Origin of the sequence: Enterobacter sp. 01-M-03-SI-ECC (genome assembly GCF_047530215.1) — a bacterium.
GTDB lineage: Bacteria > Pseudomonadota > Gammaproteobacteria > Enterobacterales > Enterobacteriaceae > Enterobacter > Enterobacter chengduensis.
This window is the reverse complement of the sequence record NZ_JBLKDA010000010.1, coordinates 74309-90036: the sequence shown is the minus strand read 5'-3', so window position 1 is coordinate 90036 and position 15728 is coordinate 74309. Positions and strand designations below refer to the sequence as shown.

At 55.1% G+C, this 15728-nt stretch carries 20 protein-coding genes; 11 read left to right on the top strand and 9 right to left on the bottom strand.

Annotated features, from left to right (window positions below):
• Nucleotides 1-9: 9 nt before the first annotated feature.
• The 6 genes from ibaG to mlaF all read right to left on the bottom strand — a co-directional run bounded on the left by ibaG (nucleotide 10) and on the right by mlaF (nucleotide 3493).
• Complete coding sequence (ibaG, locus tag ACMWKK_RS11635) at nucleotides 10-264, bottom strand: BolA family iron metabolism protein IbaG (RefSeq protein WP_008501458.1); 255 nt, start codon at nucleotides 262-264, stop codon at nucleotides 10-12.
• A gap of 126 nt (nucleotides 265-390) precedes the next feature.
• Nucleotides 391-684, bottom strand: coding sequence for a lipid asymmetry maintenance protein MlaB (gene mlaB, locus ACMWKK_RS11630; RefSeq protein WP_045329732.1), 294 nt, complete (start codon nucleotides 682-684; stop codon nucleotides 391-393).
• A complete protein-coding gene (mlaC, locus tag ACMWKK_RS11625) occupies nucleotides 684-1319 on the bottom strand; it encodes a phospholipid-binding protein MlaC (protein ID WP_045329730.1) in 636 nt (211 codons plus the stop codon). Before mlaC ends, mlaB begins: the two co-directional genes overlap by 1 nt.
• 18 nt (nucleotides 1320-1337) lie before the next feature.
• A complete protein-coding gene (mlaD, locus tag ACMWKK_RS11620; protein WP_045329765.1) occupies nucleotides 1338-1886 on the bottom strand; it encodes an outer membrane lipid asymmetry maintenance protein MlaD in 549 nt (182 codons plus the stop codon).
• Nucleotides 1887-1890: 4 nt separating this feature from the next.
• The gene (mlaE, locus tag ACMWKK_RS11615) at nucleotides 1891-2673 is read right to left on the bottom strand and encodes a lipid asymmetry maintenance ABC transporter permease subunit MlaE (RefSeq protein ID WP_010436044.1); all 783 of its coding nucleotides are present in this window, start codon (nucleotides 2671-2673) and stop codon (nucleotides 1891-1893) included.
• A gap of 7 nt (nucleotides 2674-2680) precedes the next feature.
• Nucleotides 2681-3493 carry a phospholipid ABC transporter ATP-binding protein MlaF gene (gene mlaF / locus ACMWKK_RS11610; RefSeq protein ID WP_112780496.1) on the bottom strand — a complete coding sequence of 271 codons (813 nt, stop codon included), beginning with the start codon at nucleotides 3491-3493 and terminating at the stop codon, nucleotides 2681-2683.
• A 227-nt stretch (nucleotides 3494-3720) separates the two neighbouring features.
• Here mlaF and ACMWKK_RS11605 point away from each other — a divergent pair, with 227 nt between their 5' ends.
• The 11 genes from ACMWKK_RS11605 to npr all read left to right on the top strand — a co-directional run bounded on the left by ACMWKK_RS11605 (nucleotide 3721) and on the right by npr (nucleotide 11640).
• Nucleotides 3721-4698 (top strand): calcium/sodium antiporter, encoded by a 978-nt coding sequence (locus tag ACMWKK_RS11605; RefSeq protein WP_112780497.1) that lies wholly within the window; start codon nucleotides 3721-3723, stop codon nucleotides 4696-4698.
• Nucleotides 4699-4711: 13 nt separating this feature from the next.
• A complete protein-coding gene (gene kdsD, locus ACMWKK_RS11600; protein ID WP_023333606.1) occupies nucleotides 4712-5698 on the top strand; it encodes an arabinose-5-phosphate isomerase KdsD in 987 nt (328 codons plus the stop codon).
• A 14-nt stretch (nucleotides 5699-5712) separates the two neighbouring features.
• Complete coding sequence (gene kdsC / locus ACMWKK_RS11595) at nucleotides 5713-6279, top strand: 3-deoxy-manno-octulosonate-8-phosphatase KdsC (RefSeq protein WP_112780536.1); 567 nt, start codon at nucleotides 5713-5715, stop codon at nucleotides 6277-6279.
• Complete coding sequence (lptC, locus tag ACMWKK_RS11590; RefSeq protein ID WP_032642380.1) at nucleotides 6276-6851, top strand: LPS export ABC transporter periplasmic protein LptC; 576 nt, start codon at nucleotides 6276-6278, stop codon at nucleotides 6849-6851. Before kdsC ends, lptC begins: the two co-directional genes overlap by 4 nt.
• Nucleotides 6820-7374 (top strand): lipopolysaccharide ABC transporter substrate-binding protein LptA, encoded by a 555-nt coding sequence (lptA, locus tag ACMWKK_RS11585; RefSeq protein ID WP_023309358.1) that lies wholly within the window; start codon nucleotides 6820-6822, stop codon nucleotides 7372-7374. The genes lptC and lptA overlap by 32 nt, the downstream gene beginning before the upstream one ends.
• 6 nt (nucleotides 7375-7380) lie before the next feature.
• Nucleotides 7381-8106 carry an LPS export ABC transporter ATP-binding protein gene (gene lptB, locus ACMWKK_RS11580; RefSeq protein WP_023309359.1) on the top strand — a complete coding sequence of 242 codons (726 nt, stop codon included), beginning with the start codon at nucleotides 7381-7383 and terminating at the stop codon, nucleotides 8104-8106.
• A 47-nt stretch (nucleotides 8107-8153) separates the two neighbouring features.
• Nucleotides 8154-9587 (top strand): RNA polymerase factor sigma-54, encoded by a 1434-nt coding sequence (gene rpoN / locus ACMWKK_RS11575; protein ID WP_045329720.1) that lies wholly within the window; start codon nucleotides 8154-8156, stop codon nucleotides 9585-9587.
• A 22-nt stretch (nucleotides 9588-9609) separates the two neighbouring features.
• Entirely contained in the window at nucleotides 9610-9897 is a 288-nt protein-coding gene (gene hpf, locus ACMWKK_RS11570; protein WP_008501444.1) for a ribosome hibernation promoting factor, read from the top strand.
• 82 nt (nucleotides 9898-9979) lie between these two features.
• A complete protein-coding gene (ptsN, locus tag ACMWKK_RS11565) occupies nucleotides 9980-10471 on the top strand; it encodes a PTS IIA-like nitrogen regulatory protein PtsN (RefSeq protein ID WP_008501443.1) in 492 nt (163 codons plus the stop codon).
• Between the two features lie 45 nt (nucleotides 10472-10516).
• Nucleotides 10517-11371, top strand: a complete 855-nt coding sequence (gene rapZ / locus ACMWKK_RS11560; protein ID WP_014885397.1) for an RNase adapter RapZ — start codon at nucleotides 10517-10519, stop codon at nucleotides 11369-11371.
• On the top strand, nucleotides 11368-11640 hold the full coding sequence (npr, locus tag ACMWKK_RS11555) for a PTS phosphocarrier protein NPr (protein WP_003861872.1): 273 nt from the start codon (nucleotides 11368-11370) through the stop codon (nucleotides 11638-11640). The genes rapZ and npr overlap by 4 nt, the downstream gene beginning before the upstream one ends.
• A 39-nt stretch (nucleotides 11641-11679) precedes the next feature.
• Here the strand turns inward: npr and mtgA are convergent, their stop codons facing one another.
• From mtgA to arcB, 3 genes are all read right to left on the bottom strand, one after another.
• Nucleotides 11680-12405 carry a monofunctional biosynthetic peptidoglycan transglycosylase gene (gene mtgA, locus ACMWKK_RS11550; protein WP_112780498.1) on the bottom strand — a complete coding sequence of 242 codons (726 nt, stop codon included), beginning with the start codon at nucleotides 12403-12405 and terminating at the stop codon, nucleotides 11680-11682.
• Nucleotides 12402-13055 carry an isoprenoid biosynthesis glyoxalase ElbB gene (elbB, locus tag ACMWKK_RS11545; protein ID WP_161656295.1) on the bottom strand — a complete coding sequence of 218 codons (654 nt, stop codon included), beginning with the start codon at nucleotides 13053-13055 and terminating at the stop codon, nucleotides 12402-12404. Before elbB ends, mtgA begins: the two co-directional genes overlap by 4 nt.
• A 232-nt stretch (nucleotides 13056-13287) precedes the next feature.
• On the bottom strand, nucleotides 13288-15621 hold the full coding sequence (gene arcB / locus ACMWKK_RS11540) for an aerobic respiration two-component sensor histidine kinase ArcB (RefSeq protein WP_112780500.1): 2334 nt from the start codon (nucleotides 15619-15621) through the stop codon (nucleotides 13288-13290).
• Nucleotides 15622-15728 lie beyond the last annotated feature (107 nt).

The following is a 15728-nucleotide window of genomic DNA, read 5'->3' as shown; positions in this document are numbered from 1 at the left end:
GCCCTCAGCTCAAAAACCGTTTAGTTTGCGATCGCGTGCCCACTCTTGCGGGGTGAACGCTTTAATCGACAGGGCGTGGATGCGGTTATCCGCAATATATTCCATCAGCGGCGCGTACACAGCCTGCTGCTTCTTCACACGGCTCATACCGTCGAACATCTCACCCACAGCAATAACCTGGAAGTGACTGCCATCGCCAGTGACGTGGGCTTCCTGAAGGGAGAGTGCGTTCATCAGCACTGTCTGGATTTCATGATTTTCCATGGGCTCTTAATCATCTGATAGTGAAAACAAGCCAAACATCTTAGAGCAAAGTGGCGCGGTCATAAACAAGCAAAAAGCCCCGACGATGAAACTGTCAGGGCTTTAGGAAGTAACGCACTGAAAATATTAACGAGGCAGGACGTCCTGAGGCAGATTGTAGAGCTGCGCAAGGGTGACGACATTATCGCTCGCGCCGTGAAGCGTGACGCGAGCCCCCTGCTTTTTCCCTACCGCAACCAGATGGGCAAGCAGCGCCACACCCGCCGTATCCACCCGCGAGACGTCGGTTAAATCAATAATCGTCACGCCCTGCATCGCTTCATGGCGTTTGTCCCACAGTGGGTTCAGCAGATCCTGATCCAGCTCACCGGACAGCTTTAACGTCTCGCCTTCACGCGACCAGCTGAGTTGCTGTGACATTACTTCTTCTCGTCCAGGGTAATTTTCTGACGAGCAATGGACTGCAGCTGCGCGGTCAGGCCATCAATGCCTTTGGTACGCAGCAGGTCGCTCCATTCGTTCTGTTTGGTGGTGATCATGCTTACCCCTTCGGCAATCATGTCATACGCCTGCCAGTGACCGGTCTGGCTGTTTTTACGCCACTGGAAATCCAGACGCACCGGCGGACGACCGTTTGGATCGCTGATTGTCACGCGGATAGGGATGATAGTCGCATCGCCCAGCGGCTGCTCAGGCGCAATCTGATAGGTCTGACCGTGGTACATCGCCAGCGCCTGACCATACGCCTGCTTCAGGTATTCACGGAACGCGGCAAAGTACGCATCACGCTGCGCAGGGGTGGCGTCTTTGTAATAGCGGCCCAGCACCAGCGCACCCGCGTACTTAATCTGCACATACGGCAGCAGCTCCTGGTCAACGACGTCACGCAGATAATCAGGATTAGCACGAATTTTAGGCTGTTCGTTTTTAAGACGATCGAAGGTCTTCTTCGCCGCTTCGTCCATCAGTTTGTACGGGTTACTCTGATCCGCAGCATGAGCCGCGGTGAGAGGAGCGATGACCAGCATGGCAACCATTAACAGTCGTTTAAACATGAATGACTTCTCCTGATATTAATTCGCCGCACCTGGGGTCGGTGCCGCATTGGTATGGTCTTCACTCTGCGCAGGGGCATTGTCAGACTTTTTATCATCCCCTTTACTGTTGTAAAGGAACTGACCAATCATATCTTCCAGCACCATGGCGGACTTGGTGTCCTGGATAACGCTACCGTCTTTAAGGATAGTCGTTCCCAGCTCGGGGTCTTCAAAGCCGACGTTAAGCGCCAGATATTGTTCGCCCAGCAGCCCGGAAGTACGGATAGAAAGGGAGCTGGTGTCCGGAATGTGGTTGTAACGCTCTTCGATATCCATCGCGACGCGCGGCAGATAGGTTTTCTCATCAAGAGTAATGTCAGTTACGCGTCCTATCACCACGCCGCCGATGCGGACCGGTGAACGCGCCTTCAGCCCGCCGATGTTATCGAAGGTGGCATAGATGCGATACGTCGGCTCGGTGCGCACTGAGGTGATATCCGCCGCTCTCAGGCAGATAAACAGCGCGGCCAGCAGCGCCAGCAGCAGGAATACACCGACCCAAATTTCATTTTTTCTCGTTTGCATGAACTCAATTCCCAAACATCAGTGCGGTGAGCACAAAATCCAGGCCCAGTACGGCCAGCGACGAATGTACGACTGTACGTGTAGTGGCGCGGCTAATGCCCGCCGACGTTGGGATTGCATCGTAACCGTTGAACAATGCAATCCAGGTGACCGTAATGGCAAAGACCACGCTTTTAATCAGGCAGTTAACCAGATCCATTCGCAGGTCAATGGCGTCCTGCATCGCGGACCAGAAGAAACCGGCATCAATGCCTTTCCAGTGCACGCCAACCAGCGAACCGCCCCAGATACCCACCGCGACGAACAGAATCGTTAACAGCGGTAAAGAGATGACTCCCGCCCAGAAACGCGGCGAGATGACGCGACGCAGCGGATCGACCGCCATCATCTCCATGCTGGAGAGCTGCTCGGTCGCTCGCATCAGGCCAATTTCAGCCGTTAATGCCGACCCCGCGCGCCCGGCGAACAGCAGCGCCGCCACAACCGGCCCCAGTTCACGCAGCAGCGAGAGTGCCACCAGCATCCCGAGGCTGGTTTCTGCACTGTAGGTTGTCAGAACCAGATAGCCCTGCAGCCCAAGCACCATACCGATAAACAGACCGGAGACAATAATGATGAGCATCGACAGCACGCCGACATTATAAAGCTGCCGCACCAGCAGCGGCGCGTGCTTACGGAATTCCGGCTTGCCGACCAGCGCGTTGAATAACATCAATCCGGCGCGCCCGAACGTCCTGATGGTTTTTATGCCACGGTGTCCGAGAGCGGCCAACGCATTTAGCAGCATGAGTGGCTTAACTCCCTATTCCCAGTAAATCGTCACGATAGTCGCCCGCCGGGTAGCGGAACGGCACGGGGCCATCTGCAATACCGTCAAGGAACTGCCGCACGCGCGGATCGCAATTTTCCTGCAGCGCCTGGGCGCTGCCGTGTGCGACGATCTTTTTGTCCGCCACAATATAGGCGTAATCGGCAATGCTCAATACTTCCGGTACATCGTGAGAGACCACAATGCAGGTGACGCCAAGCGCGCTGTTCAGTTCAGAGATGAGCTTCACCAGCACGCCCATCGTGATGGGATCCTGTCCAACAAACGGTTCGTCGAACATGATGAGATCGGGTTCTAATGCAATCGCGCGTGCCAGCGCGGCGCGACGCGCCATCCCGCCGGACAGTTCGGAAGGCATCAGCTTCGCGGCGCCCCGCAAACCGACGGCTTCGAGCTTCATCATTACCGTGCTTTTCAGCAGTTCAGGCGGCAGGCGGGTATGCTCGCGCAGCGGATAGGCCACGTTATCAAAGACGTTCATGTCGGTGAATAAGGCGCCCGACTGAAAGAGCATGCTCATGCGTTTGCGGACAGTATACAGGCGCGAGCGCGACATCTCCGGGATGTTTTCGCCATCAAAGAGGATTTCACCGCTATCCGGTGGGATCTGCCCACCAATAAGGCGCAGCAGGGTCGTTTTACCGATCCCGGACGGCCCCATGATGGCAGTGATCTTGCCACGCGGTACGGTCAACGAAATATCGTCAAATATCAATCTGTTGGCGCGAGAAAAACTCACACCGCGAACATCGACTAAATTCGCCATCGTTTGGCTCATTTATGGTTCCTTTATTACCCTGCTCACGTTAAGGCATGCCGACTGAATCAGCCCTCAACTGCGCATTTTTACAGAATAATAGCCGTTGAGGTTAGCGAAAGCTGGCATTTGTTTTACTTTTCCGGCGCATAAAGTCAAAATTAGGAATTCGTTACGCCTCAGACTGTATGCAGTCCAGCCATTCCCGCGCGATGGACCGACGAGTATACCTGAAGAAAGGACTTTTGATGCTTTTAGCAACAGCACTGTTAATAATTGGTTTACTTTTGGTGGTCTACAGTGCTGACCGTTTAGTGTTTGCTGCATCTATCTTCTGTCGTCTGACGGGCGTGCCGCCTGTCGTCATCGGGATGACCGTGGTCAGCGTGGGAACGTCACTTCCTGAAATCATCGTCTCCGTTACGGCTTCGCTGCATGGTCAGTTAGACCTCGCGGTAGGCACCGCGATTGGCTCTAACATCGTCAATATACTCTTGATTTTAGGCCTGGCCGCCCTGCACCATCCATTTCGCGTGCATTCTGATGTTCTGCGCCGTGAATTGCCGCTAATGTTAATTGTAAGTCTGCTGGCAGGCTGCGTATTTTACGATGGGGTACTGAGCTACAGCGACGGCATTTTCCTGCTGGCGCTGGCCGTCATTTGGCTGCTGTATAGTGTTAAAATCGCCCGTCTGGCTGAGAAACAGGGCCAGGACAGCCTCACGCGCGAGCAGGTTGCCGAACTGCCGCGGGAAGGCACGCTGCCTGTCGCCCTGCTCTGGCTTGGCGTTGCGCTGATCATCATGCCGATGGCCACGCGCATGGTCGTGGATAACGCGACGGTGCTGGCGAACTATTTCGCCATCAGTGAACTGACCATTGGGCTGACGGTGATTGCCATCGGTACAAGCCTGCCGGAGCTGGCCACGGCCATTGCCGGAGCGCGTAAAGGCGAGGATGACATTGCCATTGGTAATATCATCGGTTCTAACATTTTTAATATCGCCATTGTGATGGGTCTGCCGGCCCTGATTACGCCAGGGCCCTTTAATCCTCTGGCGTTCTCACGCGACTACGGCGTGATGTTATTGGTCAGCGTGATATTTGCCCTGCTCTGCTGGCGGCGGCAACGACAGATCGGCAAAGGCGCAGGCGCGCTGCTGACGGGTGGATTTATCGTATGGATGGCGATGCTGTACTGGCTCTCGCCTCTTCTCTCTGGGTAAACGGAAACGCATTATGTCGCAAATAGAATTGCAGCCGGGTTTTGACTTTCAGAAGGCAGGCAAAGAGGTTCTGGAGATTGAACGTGAAGGTCTGGCGCAGTTAGATCAGTACATTAATCAGGATTTTAGTCTGGCTTGTGAGAAGATGTTCTACTGTGCCGGTAAAGTCGTGGTGATGGGGATGGGCAAATCCGGCCACATTGGACGCAAAATGGCGGCCACGTTTGCCAGCACCGGAACCTCCTCCTTCTTTGTCCATCCGGGGGAAGCCGCGCACGGTGACCTGGGTATGGTGACGCCGCAGGATATCGTCATCGCGCTGTCCAACTCCGGTGAGTCCAATGAAATTCTGGCGCTGATCCCGGTGCTGAAGCGACTGCAGGTACCGCTTATTTGCATGACCAGCCGTCCAGAAAGTAGCATGGCGCGTGCAGCCGATATTCACCTGTGCGTGAAAGTGCCCAAGGAGGCCTGTCCGCTCGGCCTGGCGCCGACGTCGAGCACCACCGCCGCGCTGGTAATGGGGGATGCGCTTGCCGTCGCGCTGCTGGAAGCCCGCGGTTTTACGCCGGAAGATTTCGCGCTTTCCCACCCGGGCGGTGCGCTGGGGCGCAAGCTGCTGCTGCGGGTAAACGATATTATGCACACCGGGGATGAGATCCCTCACGTCAGTAAAGAGGCCTCCCTGCGTGATGCGCTGCTGGAGATCACCCGCAAGAATTTGGGTATGACGGTGGTGTGCGACGATCTCATGAAAATTCAGGGGATCTTCACCGATGGCGACCTGCGTCGCGTATTTGACATGGGTGTCGATGTCCGCACGCTCGGCATTGCCGATGTGATGACGCCGGGCGGTATCCGCGTGCGTCCGGGTACGCTGGCAGTGGATGTGCTGAACCTGATGCAGTCCCGCCATATCACCTCCGTTATGGTTGCCGATGGCGACCAGTTGCTGGGTGTGGTACATATGCATGATCTGCTGCGCGCAGGCGTAGTGTAATGAAGGATAAGACAATGAGTAATGCGGGTGCATCCCTTGCAACCTGTTATGGCCCGGTGAGTACCCAAATGATGGCAAAGGCGGAAAACATTCGTCTGCTCATCCTGGATGTGGATGGGGTACTCTCCGACGGCCTGATCTACATGGGCAATAGCGGTGAAGAGCTGAAAGCGTTTAACGTTCGCGACGGCTACGGTATCCGCTGTGCGCTCACCTCCGGTATTGAGGTGGCGATCATCACCGGGCGAAACGCTAAACTGGTAGAAGATCGCTGTGAAACCTTAGGCATTACCCATCTTTATCAGGGTCAATCCGATAAAATGGCGGCGTTTAGGGATTTACTGGGTAAACTGGCTATCGCACCGGAAAACGTGGCCTACGTCGGGGACGATCTCATTGACTGGCCCGTGATGGCTGAAGTCGGGCTGAGTATCGCCGTTGCGGATGCGCATCCGCTGCTGATCCCGCGCGCGGACTACGTTACCCACATTAACGGTGGCCGCGGTGCCGTCCGTGAAGTCTGCGATCTGCTTCTGCTGGCGCAGGGCAAGCTTGATGAGGCCAAAGGGCAATCGATATGAGTAAAACCAGACGTTGGATTATCATTTTGCTTGCGCTTGTCGCCCTGGTATTGATTGGCGTGAACCTTGCCGATCGCGACGAAACGCAAACGGAAGCGATCAACAATAACGATCCAACCTATAAAAGCGATCACAGCGACACCGTGGTCTATAGCCCGGAAGGCGCGCTGAACTATCGCCTGATTGCTCAGCATGTTGAATATTTTTCAGATGACGGTGTTTCATGGTTTACCCAGCCCGTCATGACCACATTTGATAAAGACAAAGTGCCGACGTGGTCAATTAAGTCAGATCGGGCAAAACTGACAAATGACCGTATGCTTTATCTGTATGGCCACGTTGAAGTCAACGCCCTGACCGCTGACTCGCAACTGCGAAAAATTACGACGGATAATGCCCAAATCAACCTGGTTACCCAGGACGTGACCTCGCAAGATCTGGTCACACTGTATGGCACAACATTTAATTCCAGCGGTTTGAGAATGCGCGGGAACTTACGCAGCAAAAACGCCGAGCTGATTGAAAAGGTTAGAACCTCCTATGAAATTCAAAACAAACAAACTCAGCCTTAAAGTAATTATCGCCAGCGCGATGCTGGCGACCAGTCTCCCCGCGCTTGCTGTAACGGGCGATACCGACCAGCCGATCCATATCGAGTCTGACACTCAGTCTCTCGATATGCAGGGGAACGTTGTTACCTTCACGGGTAACGTCGTCATGACCCAGGGGACGATCAAAATTAACGCCGATAAAGTGGTCGTGACCCGTCCGGGTGGCGAGCAGGGCAAAGAGATCATTGATGGTTACGGCAACCCGGCCACCTTCTACCAGATGCAGGACAACGGCAAGCCGGTGAAAGGCCACGCCTCGCATATGCACTATGAGCTGGCGAAGGACCTGGTCATCCTGACCGGAAATGCGTATCTGGAACAGCTGGACAGCAACATTACCGGCGACCAGATCACCTATCTGGTGAAAGAGCAAAAAATGCAGGCCTCGAGCGAGAAAGGCAAACGCGTTACGACCGTACTGGTTCCGTCGCAGCTGCAGGACAAAGGCAAAGGCCAGGCCCCGGCACAGAAGAAGAGTAACTAATTCGTTATGGCAACATTAACTGCAAAAAATCTCGCGAAGGCCTATAAGGGCCGCCGTGTCGTGGAAGATGTCAGTCTGACCGTCAACTCCGGCGAAATTGTAGGGCTGCTTGGCCCTAACGGTGCGGGTAAAACCACCACCTTCTACATGGTCGTTGGGATTGTGCCGCGCGATGCCGGCAACATTATCATTGACGATGAAGACATCAGCCTGCTGCCGCTGCACGCGCGCGCGCGCCGCGGGATCGGCTATCTACCGCAGGAAGCGTCCATTTTCCGTCGTCTCAGCGTTTACGATAACCTGATGGCGGTCCTGCAAATTCGTAACGATCTGACCAGCGAACAGCGTCAGGATCGTGCCAACGAGCTGATGGAAGAGTTCCACATTGAGCATCTGCGTGACAGCCTCGGCCAGGCGCTCTCCGGGGGGGAACGCCGTCGCGTCGAGATTGCTCGCGCGCTGGCCGCCAACCCGAAATTTATCCTGCTGGATGAACCGTTTGCGGGCGTTGACCCGATCTCCGTTATCGACATTAAACGCATCATTGAACACCTGCGCGACAGCGGGCTTGGCGTACTGATCACCGACCACAACGTCCGTGAAACGCTGGCCGTGTGTGAACGCGCGTATATTGTGAGCCAGGGCAATTTGATCGCCCACGGTACGCCGCAGCAGATCCTCGAAGACGATCATGTTAAGCGCGTCTATCTTGGGGAAGACTTCAGACTCTGATAGGGTAGAGGTAACGTAACGCCGAACCGGAGAAAAATGCTCTGAACATGAAGCAAGGTTTGCAATTAAGGCTCAGCCAACAACTGGCGATGACGCCGCAGCTACAGCAGGCAATTCGCCTGTTGCAACTGTCCACGTTAGAACTTCAGCAGGAGCTCCAGCAGGCGCTGGACAGCAACCCCCTGCTGGAACAAACCGATCTTCATGACGAGGTAGACACCCAGCAATCGCAGGATACAGAAGCGCTCGACACCGCGGATGCACTCGAACAAAAAGAGATGCCCGACGAGCTTCCGCTGGATGCGAGCTGGGATGAAATCTACACCGCCGGAACCCCTTCCGGGACGCGTGCGGACTACCAGGACGATGAGCTACCGGTCTATCAGGGAGAAACCACCCAGTCGCTACAGGATTACCTGATGTGGCAGGTGGAGCTCACCCCTTTCTCCGACACCGATCGCGCGATTGCCACCTCCATTGTCGATGCCGTTGACGACACCGGCTATCTGACCGTCACCCTGGACGATATTCTGGAAAGCATGGGCGACGACGATATCGAGCTTGAGGAAGTTGAAGCCGTTCTGAAGCGCATCCAGCGTTTCGATCCGGTAGGCGTAGCCGCAAAAGATCTGCGCGACTGCCTGCTGATCCAGCTCTCTCAGTTCAGCAAAGAGACGCCATGGCTCGACGAGGCGCGCTTAATCATCAGCGATCATCTGGATCTGCTGGCGAACCACGATTTCCGCTCCCTGATGCGCGTTACGCGTCTGAAGGAAGAGGTGCTCAAAGAAGCGGTGAATCTGATCCAGTCGCTCGATCCGCGCCCGGGGCAGTCGATCCAGACCAGCGAGCCGGAATACGTGATCCCGGATGTGCTGGTCAGGAAACACAACGGCCGCTGGGTCGTTGAACTGAATTCAGACAGCATCCCTCGGCTGCAAATCAACCAGCAGTATGCCTCCATGTGCACCAGCGTGCGTAACGACTCCGACAATCAATATATTCGCAGCAATCTTCAGGAAGCGCGATGGCTGATCAAAAGTCTGGAGAGTCGAAATGATACGCTGCTGCGCGTCAGCCGCTGTATTGTCGAACAGCAGCAGGCTTTTTTTGAGCAGGGCGAAGAGTATATGAAACCGATGGTGCTGGCGGATATCGCCCAGGCCGTCGAGATGCATGAATCAACCATTTCCCGTGTCACCACGCAGAAGTATCTGCACAGTCCACGCGGTATTTTTGAGCTTAAGTATTTCTTCTCCAGCCATGTGAATACCGAGGGCGGCGGCGAAGCGTCGTCAACGGCCATTCGCGCGCTGGTGAAGAAGTTGATCGCCGCGGAGAACCCCGCGAAGCCGCTAAGCGACAGTAAGTTAACCACCCTGCTGTCCGATCAGGGTATTATGGTGGCGCGCCGTACTGTTGCGAAGTATCGAGAGTCTTTATCCATTCCGCCGTCCAACCAGCGTAAACAGCTGGTCTGACACAACCGATAAGGAAGACACTATGCAGCTCAACATCACTGGACAAAACGTCGAAATTACTGAGGCTTTACGCGACTTCGTAAACGCGAAGTTTGCAAAACTCGAGCAGTATTTCGAAAGGATCAATCAGGTCTATATTGTGTTGAAAGTGGAGAAAGTGACTCATATCTCGGATGCCACCCTGCATGTTAACGGGGGTGAACTGCATGCCAGTGCGGAAGGGCAAGACATGTACGCTGCTATCGACGGCTTGATTGATAAGCTTGCGCGACAGCTCAATAAACATAAAGATAAACTGAAACAACACTAATTGTCCGGGCAGTTAACGGGTGCAGGACGGCCTGTTGTGAAACACAACAGGCCATTTGTACAGTTAGCGCTTAGGTGAAATTATGATGAACAACGATTCCGCTCTTCAACTGAGCAATGTCCTTAACCAGGAATGTACCCGCAGTGCGGTTCACTGCCAGAGCAAAAAACGTGCGCTGGAGATCATCAGTGAACTGGCCGCAAAACAGCTGGGCCTGCCGCCGCAGGTGGTTTTCGAAGCGATTCTGACCCGTGAAAAAATGGGCAGTACCGGTATCGGCAACGGCATCGCGATCCCGCACGGCAAACTGGAAGAGGATACCCTGCGTGCCGTGGGTGTGTTTGTGCAGCTTGAAACACCCATCGCTTTTGATGCTATTGATAACCAGCCCGTCGATCTCCTCTTCGCGCTGCTGGTGCCTGCCGATCAGACGAAAACCCATCTGCATACGCTGTCGCTGGTCGCTAAGCGTCTGGCCGATAAAACCATTTGCCGTCGACTGCGCTCGGCCCAAAGTGATGAAGAGCTCTATCAAATTATCACCGAAGCAGAAGGCAATCAGGATGATGCATAACCAGGAGATGGCCTTCACATCTGTTGTCCTGAGGAGAAACGGAACATGGTGCTGATGATTGTCAGCGGTCGTTCAGGGTCGGGAAAATCCGTTGCTCTGCGCGCCCTGGAAGACATGGGTTTTTACTGCGTCGATAACCTGCCGGTCGTGCTATTGCCTGACCTGGCCCGCACGCTTGCAGAGCGACAAACCTCTGCCGCCGTCAGTATCGACGTCCGTAACATGCCGGAATCGCCAGAGATCTTCGAACAGGCCATGAGCAACCTGCCTGACGCGTTCTCGCCTCAGCTGCTGTTCCTAGATGCCGATCGCAATACGCTGATTCGCCGCTACAGCGATACCCGTCGTTTGCACCCGCTTTCCAGTAAGAATCTCTCTCTGGAGAGCGCGATCGATGAAGAGAGCGACCTGCTGGAGCCGCTGCGCTCTCGTGCCGACCTGATTGTCGACACCTCTGAGATGTCCGTTCACGAGCTGGCGGAAATGCTGCGTACCCGGCTGCTGGGCAAGCGCGAGCGTGAACTGACGATGGTGTTCGAATCCTTCGGCTTTAAGCACGGTATTCCGATCGACGCGGATTATGTTTTCGACGTGCGCTTCCTGCCCAACCCGCACTGGGATCCAAAGCTGCGTCCCATGACCGGCCTGGATAAACCCGTCGCGGCCTTCCTCGACCGGCACACAGAAGTTCACAATTTTATCTACCAGACGCGAAGCTACCTTGAGCTATGGTTACCTATGCTGGAGACAAACAATCGTAGCTACCTGACGGTGGCGATTGGCTGTACCGGCGGTAAACATCGTTCGGTTTACATCGCCGAACAGCTGGCCGACTATTTCCGCTCGCGCGGAAAGAACGTTCAGTCCCGTCATCGCACGCTGGAAAAACGTAAAACATGACCGTAAAACAAACCGTTGAGATCACCAACAAGCTGGGTATGCACGCGCGCCCGGCGATGAAGCTGTTTGAGCTGATGCAGGGTTTCGATGCAGAGGTTCTGTTGCGCAATGACGAAGGCACCGAGGCGGAGGCGAACAGCGTTATCGCGCTGCTGATGCTGGACTCTGCCAAAGGGCGCCAGATTGAAGTCGAAGCCACCGGCCCTCAGGAAGAGGAAGCGCTGGCGGCGGTGATTGCCCTGTTTAACGCCGGGTTTGACGAAGACTAACGCTCGCCACGTCGGCGGGTGGCGCTGTGCTTACCCGCCCTACATTAAGTTGTTACGCTGCATAAACCCTTCTCCGCCCAGCTGATTCATCTGGCGCATGATCCACGCCTGCCGGCTTCGCACGTATCCCGATGGGGCACTGGCTTTAAAGCGGATGGGATTCGGTAAAACCGCGGCCAATAGCGCGGCTTCTGACATACTCAGACGGCTGGCAGGCTTATTGAAATACCGCTGGGCGGCAGCTTCGACACCAAAAATACCGTCGCCAAACTCAGCGACGTTGAGATAGACGGTCAGGATCCGTTTTTTGCTCCAGATCGTTTCCATCCCCAGGGTTAACCCCGCTTCCAGCCCTTTACGCACCCAGCTTCGACCATCCCACAAAAACAGATTTTTGGCCGTCTGCTGCGACAAGGTTGACGCACCGCGCACGCGATTTTCATGGCGTTCGTTGTGGGCCAGCGCCTTCTCAATGGCCGCAACGTCAAACCCCCAGTGCTCCGGGAATTTCTGGTCCTCCGCCGCAATGACCGCCAGCCCCATGAACGGAGAAATCTCGTTCATGCTCACCCAGTCAGAGTGGGCAACATAGCCGAAATCGCCGCTGAACCAGGCCCCGAGCTGACGCTCAACCATCACGGCAGAGAACGGCACGGGCAAAATGCTGAACACCGCCAGTCCGCCGACCCAGAACACCGCCAGCACGAGCACGATGCGCAAAAGAAGGTCTTTCACCCATTTTCCAGCGGAAGCGTGTCGCCTCATTCCGTCAGCACCAGCACGCGGGCCACCAGCTTTTCAATACCGGTGGCAGCTTCAGCGATGTTACTCGCCAGCATATAGGCTGGCGTGGTGACTATTTTGTTATCTTCATCAACCACAATGTCATCAACCGGGCACGGGACGTGTTCGCCCCCCATTTCCTCGACGATCTCTGCGGTATCAATATCCGTTCCGATCGTCAGGCGCAGCGGGAAATCAAAAATCCTCGGCAGCATGGCCGGCGCGATGCAGATAAAGCCCTGCGGTTTTCCTGCCGCATGCATGGCCTGCGACAGCGCTTTAAGATGAGGATCGATCTGGCACTCCGCCCCCTGCGCGGCAAAGGTACTGAGATTTTTGGCCGCGCCAAACCCGCCCGGCACAATGAGCGCGTCAAGCTCAGTAGGGTCTGCCTGAATAAGAGGATGGATATCGCCGCGCGCAATACGCGCGGCCTCAATCAGTACATTACGGGTTTCCGCCATCGGCTCGCCGGTCAGGTGATTAATCACATCCGCCTGATTTTTATCGGGCGCAAAACAGATCGCCTCTGCCCCCTGCTTAGCCAGGGCCAGCAGCGTAATGACGGCTTCATGTATCTCAGAACCATCGTAAACACCGCATCCGCTCAGCACGACACCAATCTTTTTCATCATGACAATCCTTTTCTGCAACTTGCTGAAGCACATTAATAATTTTGATTAAAACGCTATGCTTCACACATTTCACTGATTCATGTAACAAACCATTTAAGATTTGCTATCTTATCTGCGTGCGGCCTAAATTTTTCAGGCAGCGCCCTTTCGAAAATAACGTTTAAAAACAGGCGCAGCCACGATTTCCCTGGTGTTGGCGCAGTATTCGCGCACCCCGGTCTAGCCGGGGTCATTTTTTTCTGGCGTCGACCCAGGCTTTAAGCACCGCAACATCGTTTTGCCACTCTTGCTTCATCTCTTCAACCCAATCACCCACGTTATCTTCCCATGCAGGTAAATCAGGCGACTGAATCTGTTGACCCAGCTGCTGCAGATGGCGTAACCCAACCGAGCCGGCAGCACCTTTAATTTTATGGCCTTCTTCCACGATGCCCTTCTGGTCACGCGCCGTCAGGTTTGATTCCAGCACGCTCAGATAGCCCGGCATCATTTTTTCGAACACAGCCAGGCCGTCGGTAATCAGTTTCGGACCCACCAGATCGATGTACTGCTCCAGCATCGCGGTATCGAGTATCGTTTGGGCTTTTGCGCTATCAACAGACGTCATGGTGCTCTCCTCTTCATCGTGGGTATCCCAGAACTTTTTGATCATAGCGGTCAGAGCAGGCACCGCCAGCGGCTTGCTGAGTACATCGTCCATACCGGCATCGAGATACTCTTTTTTATCTTTCAGTACGTTCGCCGTCAACGCCACCAGCGGCGGCAGTTCGTCGGCCGCATACTGACGCGTCAACTCACGCGAGATATCCAGCCCGGTCATATCCGGCAGCTGAATATCCAGCAGGACAAGATCGTATTCGCCCGGTTTAAACATTTCGAGCGCGGCCTTTCCGGTCATCGCGACATCCACGCTATTGCCCAGTTTTTCCAGCACGGAGCGCGCCACAATCACGTTCAGCTCAATGTCTTCCACCAGCAGGACGTGCAGGGCTGGCAGCGGCATATCGTCGTTTTCAAAGGTATCCTCTACCTCTTCCGCCACCGCTGGTGCGTGCACCGTCAGGGTGAAGGTTGAGCCTTTGCCCGGCAGGCTGGTCACGGTGATATCGCCCCCCATGCTCTTCGCCAGCCGTTTAGACACCGCCAGGCCAATGCCCGTCCCGGTCGCCGGTTTCCCGCCGTTGCTGTCCTTCACCTGGTAATACATGGCAAAGATTTTGTCCTGCTCCTCCTGCGGAATACCAATCCCGGAGTCCTCCACCTCGAAGTGCAGCATGTCACCTTCGTCATAGCGGATGCGCACCGCCACCTGTCCCTTCTGGGTAAATTTCACCGCGTTGCTGATCAGGTTCCACAGGATCTGGCGCAGACGCGTGCCGTCAGTCACCACTTTATGCGGCAGCGGCAGGGTGGGCTGCATGACAAAACTCAGCCCCTTCTGCTGCGCCTGCAGGCCGGACAGGTTTTCCAGATCGGCAAGGAAGCTGGTGAAATCAACAGGCTGGTTATCAAGCTGAACCTTACGGCGCTCCATCTTATCCATATCAATAATATCGTTGAAGATATTACCCAGCGTGACCGCTGAGACGTGGATAGTCTTGAGGTATTTTTCCTGCTCTGCGGTCAGGTCGGTATCCAGCAGAATACGGCTCAGCCCGACAATGCCGTTAAGCGGCGTACGCAGCTCGTGGCTGATGGTCGAGATGAAGGTGGTCTTGTCGCGGCTCGCGCGCTCCAGGGCATCCTGATAGCGCTTACGTTCGGTGATATCGCGGCCAAAGCCCATCAGGCCGTGGCGTTTCCCCACGCGGTCATAATAGGGCACCTTACGGATCTCAAAGCAGGCTTTGCGTCCGTCCGGGTAGTCCAGCCACTGTTCATAGGTCAGCGAGACGTTATGGCGGAAGACTTTTTCATCCGTCTCCATGACCTTGGCCGCCGCCTCTTCTGAGTAAACGTCCTGCGGCTTCAGGTGAATCAGCTGCTTCTCGCTTTTGCCGGTGAGCAGCTCCATCGCCCGGTTACAGCCGGAAAACTCTTTATCTTCGTTACGGTAGAAAACCAGATCCGGCGACGCATCGAGGAACGAGCGCAGGAAAGAGGATTGCTGCTCAAGCTGGATCTGCGTCACCTCGCGCTCTTTCATTTCGATTTTCAGCTGCTCCAGCGTGGCCTGACGCTCGGCCTCCGCCTTCTCGCGGTCTGAGATCTCCTGGTTCAGCTGCGCAATATTGTCCTTGAGCTGGACGTTGAGCTTCAGGTCGCGATCGCGCATCTCCTCCAGCTTATCGACCAGCTTCGACAGGCGCTGGCGGGACTCTTCCAGCTGTTCCACCACCACGGAAAGGAAATAGACCGCCCAGGGCGTAATAAGCAAGCCAAAGAAGATGGAGCGGATGACGTCGATACTCTCGACCTGGCCATGCAGAACCATGGTAACGGCCATTTGCACGACAATGGCCAGAACGACCAGCGCCAGCGCAAGCAGCATGGAAAAACGCACCAGCCCAAGCTTCATCATCAGGTCGACGTAATACTGGGCGAGCATTCGAATTTGCTTCATAGAGGATCCCTTCACGACGTTATCGCTCAATAATACTCAAATTCAGGGCGAGGCGTTGAAGGTTGTGAGAAAAAGTGCGGGGTGAAACAGGAGATTAGCCTCGCTCC